This window comes from Loktanella agnita (genome assembly GCF_046640325.1).
GTDB classification, from domain to species: Bacteria; Pseudomonadota; Alphaproteobacteria; order Rhodobacterales; family Rhodobacteraceae; genus Yoonia; species Yoonia agnita.
Map to the genome: position 1 here is coordinate 1 of NZ_JBJMBF010000041.1, position 1943 is coordinate 1943.

Annotated in this window: 3 protein-coding genes; all 3 read right to left on the reverse strand. The window is 53.7% G+C overall.

The features are described 5' to 3' along the window. Positions 1-311: 311 nt before the first annotated feature. From ACJ5NV_RS20340 to ACJ5NV_RS20350, 3 genes are read right to left on the reverse strand one after another with little or no spacing between them, the layout of a single operon-like run. On the reverse strand, positions 312-1007 hold the full coding sequence (locus ACJ5NV_RS20340) for a GAD-like domain-containing protein (protein ID WP_411646699.1): 696 nt from the start codon (positions 1005-1007) through the stop codon (positions 312-314). Continuing rightward, a complete protein-coding gene (locus ACJ5NV_RS20345; protein ID WP_411646700.1) occupies positions 1004-1180 on the reverse strand; it encodes a hypothetical protein in 177 nt (58 codons plus the stop codon). The genes ACJ5NV_RS20340 and ACJ5NV_RS20345 overlap by 4 nt, the downstream gene beginning before the upstream one ends. Positions 1181-1182: 2 nt before the next feature. Further along, complete coding sequence (locus ACJ5NV_RS20350; RefSeq protein ID WP_411646702.1) at positions 1183-1434, reverse strand: hypothetical protein; 252 nt, start codon at positions 1432-1434, stop codon at positions 1183-1185. Positions 1435-1943 lie beyond the last annotated feature (509 nt).

The following is a 1943-nucleotide window of genomic DNA, read 5'->3' on the forward strand; positions in this document are numbered from 1 at the left end:
TGGGCCGTTTGCTTCAGGCCGTACGAGGGTCGGAAAGCGGACCTAATCCGCAGGCGCGAAATCGCAGAAGCTGCCCGAAGAAAACAGATGTCCAGGGTAAGAAACGGTTTGTGCTTCTATGCAAACGCGGCGAATGGCTGGAATGAGCACGGTTTGGCGGCCACCACAATCTTCATGAATGACCGCCCTTCGCCTCACTCAATCAATCCAAGATATGCCAATATGCCTTAAAAGATACTCGTTTCGTTGCATCCTTTGAAATGGTCGCGATCGTTCCTAGTCCTCGGATGCGCATCAAAGGCTTGCCGTTGTTACCCGATGGGTCTCAAGTTGCTAGGCGAGTTGCCAAGATAGTCAACCAGTTGGAACTGTTTAAGCTGTGCGAGCAAAAGAAAATGTTCCATAGCCGGCACGGTCTTGAGATTGGCGATCTGCGGCGCACCGCCCATTGCCAAGGCAGGGAAAAAACCGAATGCCTGCCCCGTCTTCAGTGGTCCAAGCGCGCTGACGGCAGGTTTGAACATCTTTTTATCGTCGTCGTCCACCACATTCAGACTGTCGGGCTGATGGCCCAACAGATGGGCGACAATCGATGCATTCTCATTATGCTTTTTGCTGGGGTCAGTCAGCCCAGATGCGGAGACGCGCCCATGCAGTAGATCTATTCTGACGATCCAGTGGCGTGTGCTCCAGACAATCAGATTTCCAAAGGGGCCGTAGCCAATGACATGGCAATCTTTGTGCGAAAAATCTTTGTCTGCCTGAAAAACCTCGCATAAAAGGCCATCAAACTCATCCGGCACGCACAGGCGCATCAACCCGCCCTGAAGCGCCCCGAGACCGTGATTGCGCCAAAAATCGATCAAGATGTCGGGCAGGACCCCAGTCCAAGTCTCCAGCGTGGCCGCGGGCACGACGGATGCACCGATGAGAGGCCCCGAACGTTTCAGCACGCTATCGATATGATCTTTACCACTGCGGCCTTTGATTTCGCTGATATATGTCATTCGCTACGGCCCATTTGAGATCGTGCCAATCTGGCCTGCGCTATCACCCATTCGGCAGCTTGCTCAAAGGTACCACGCGCGCGGACGGCAAAGTTTTTTAAATAATAATCTCTGTTTTCTTCCAGTCCATGGCGCGCGCGATAGGCAGGAGTCTTGTCAGGGGGAGTGGTCATATTCACTCTTTCCAAAATTTATAGGCGCGCGCGAACCTTTCGGCATCTTTCACAACAAAGGCCACGGCCTCTTCTTCACTGGGCCATGCGCGATATCCGCGTTTGCTGCCGCGTTCGCTGTAATAGGTGTGCCAGACGCCATCGATTTCCTCGATGCCATGGATGTCGCCCCCGCCAAGTCCGCCATGGCTGTAGGCGGTTCCATCTTCAACGCTATGAGCGGCCAAATAGGTTTTCATTTCTGCGAGTCTCATGGGTTTTAACACTTATACTAATGTTGCTCAGCGGTCAGAACACCATCAGCACTCTTTTGACGCCTTGCAACCGCGCTGGAATGTGCTCTTCGTGGAGATGTTCCAAACTAGATAAGTGTCTCGGCTGTTTGTCCAGGTTACAATCGTGGATGCAATCAACGGTTCGGGCCGTTCCCTGACGGAGATCAAGGCCGAGGCAGTAACGGCATCCATCCCCCCCACGCACTCGCGTTGTTCGATGAAAAAGGAGGGTGACGCCGTGACTGTCGATGGCATCGCGGTGGCGTCCGGCATTTCGCGACGAAGCTTCTCCGCTATTTTCCCACGAAAGAGGACGGTGTCGTCGTTGGCTGTATACAGAAAACTTTCTTCGCTAGTGCTGCGAGTGTTCGGTTCGCCCCCCACACCGGACATCAAGGCATGCTGAATTCTGAACTAAATCCAAATGTCCGCTGTGGGGAAGTTGCACCGCGGCAACTTAACCTACGACTAACGGCCGGTTTGGGCCG

What these genes read in the sequence shown, in the direction of transcription:
- ACJ5NV_RS20340 (WP_411646699.1), bottom strand. Translation starts at nt 1,007, where the DNA reads ATGACATATATCAGCGAAATCAAAGGCCGCAGTGGTAAAGATCATATC.
- ACJ5NV_RS20345 (WP_411646700.1), bottom strand. Translation starts at nt 1,180, where the DNA reads ATGACCACTCCCCCTGACAAGACTCCTGCCTATCGCGCGCGCCATGGA.
- ACJ5NV_RS20350 (WP_411646702.1), bottom strand. Translation starts at nt 1,434, where the DNA reads ATGAGACTCGCAGAAATGAAAACCTATTTGGCCGCTCATAGCGTTGAA.